The 2,123-nt window shown below is 65.3% G+C and carries 1 protein-coding gene; it reads right to left on the reverse strand.

Annotated features, from left to right (window positions below):
* Positions 1 to 2,018 (reverse strand): GumC family protein (locus AB7U46_RS17070; RefSeq protein ID WP_428338187.1); only part of this gene is annotated, 2,018 nt, incomplete at its 3' end.
* Positions 2,019 to 2,123 lie beyond the last annotated feature (105 nt).

Genomic DNA, 2,123 nt, shown 5'->3' on the forward strand with positions numbered 1-2,123 from the left:
TAGCGCTTCATCTGCACGTCGTCGATCTGGCTGAGCACCAGCCCCGAGACCTTCAGATTGACCGTCTCGAACATCTGCAGCGCCTCCTGCACCTGCGCGCTGCTGATGTCGTCCCACTTCACGGTGAACAGCACGGCGTCGGCCTTCTGCGCGATGATCCGCGCATCGGGCACCACCAGCACCGGCGGGGTGTCGATGATGATGTAATCGAAGCGCGCACGCATCTTACCCAGGAAGTCGTGCCAGGCGTCGGACATGAAGAGATCCGCGGCGTTGATCGCCGAGCGCTCGCCCATGATCATCGACAGGCCCAGACCTTCCGGATGGATCATCACCTCATCGACCGAGACCTCGCCCGCGATCACCGAGACCAGCCCCTTGCCCGTCTTCACCTCGGGAAAATACTGCCCAAGCGTATTGCGCCGGATATCCCCCTCGATCAGCAGCACCGACTTGCCGATCCCGACGAGATTGATCGCAAGCGCCATGGAGTTCGTCGTCTTGCCCTCGCCGGGCACCGAGGAGGTCGAGATGATCACCTGCGGCGGGTGGTCGATGTTCGACAAGAGCACCGAGGTGCGCAGATCGCGGATCGCCTCCATCGCCGCCGAGGAGGGTTTCGTCACGAGATAGTTCAGCACCTCCGACCGGGTCTTGCCCGGGATCAGCGGGATCTGCCCCATCACCACCACGCCCGTATCCTCCTCGAGCTGGCGTGCCGAGCGGAAGCCGCGCCGCGTCGCCTCGCGCGCAAGCACGATCGCCATCCCCGCCATCGCGCCCAGAACCAGGCACATCGCCAGGATCAGGCTCCTGCGCGGCGCGGTCGGAACCGTGGGCACCACGGAGGAGGAGAGCATGCGGCTGTCCGATTGCTGGATGCCCTGCTGCGCCGAGGTCTCCTTCAGCCGGCCAAGAAAATATTCGTAAAGGGTTCGGCTCGCCTCGGCCTCGCGGGTGAGCTGCTGCAACTGGATCATGTCGTCGCCCTGGCGCGCGATCTGGTCGGACATGACCTGTTGTGAGCGCTCCAGCGCCGCGCGCTGGTCGCTCGCGCGCGCCAGATCCAGCTCCGCCCGCGCCACCACCTGCGCATAGCGCGCCTCGAAGGCCGCCTCGTCGCCCGCGGCGAGCTGGGTCAGCATGCCGTCCTGCGCGCGCTGCAGCTTCTCCTCGCGGCTCTGCGCCGCCTTCAGCCCGTCAAGCCGCGCGCGCGCCGCCTTCTCCTGCGCGCCGCCCTGCGCGATCCGTTCGCGCAGATCCTTCAGCTGGACCTCGAGCGAGGCGAGCATCTCCGTCGAGACCAGCGTCGTCTGCGAGTTGAAGGCCTTGACCTTCTCCTCGGCCTTCTCGAGTTCGCTCTTGAGTTCGGCGACACGGTTGCTCAGCCAGGCCGTCGCCTGCTCCGTCGCATCGAATTTCACCTCGATCTGGTTGAGGATGTAGCGCTTCGCCAGCACATCCGCGATCCGCGCCGCCTTCTGCGGATCCTCCGACTTCACGGAAATCTCGAAGACATAGCTCGACGGCAGGTTGCGCACCGAGACCTGCGCAAGCAGATCGCTCACCACCGCCGCCTTTTCCGCCGCCGGGTCGAGCGCGGGCGCCGCCTTGCCGAAAAGCCCCTTCAGCCGCGCCTTCAGCGAGGGCGCCCTCAGGGCCTCGTTGAACTCGGGATCGGCGAGCAGGTCCATCTCGTCGACGACCTTCTCGGCCAGTCCGCGCGAGCGCATCACCTCGACCTCGGTGTTGAGCTCGTCGGAGGCCCCGGTCAGCCCGCTCATCATCCCCTGGAGATCGACGACCTGCGCCTTGCGGGTATCCAGCACCACCACCGATTTCGCGGTGTAGATCGGCGTGGCCAGAAGATAGGCATAGACCACCCCGAGGAGGACCGCGACGCCCACCGCCGCGGCGACGATCTTCCACCCCGCGCGCAGGGTCAGCAGCAGCTGCGTGAGGTCGATCGCATCGTCATCGGAGGCAGAATGCCGGTCTCTCACCTGTGGAGCGTTCATCTTCAATTTCTTTCCCGCCGGTCAACTACCCGGACATATGTGCAGAAAATTCATACATAGAGACGACAGATGCGCCGCAGCGTCCATGTATCTTCGATGCTGTGG

It is taken from the genome of Paenirhodobacter sp., assembly GCF_050177655.1.
Lineage (GTDB): Bacteria > Pseudomonadota > Alphaproteobacteria > Rhodobacterales > Rhodobacteraceae > Rhodobacter.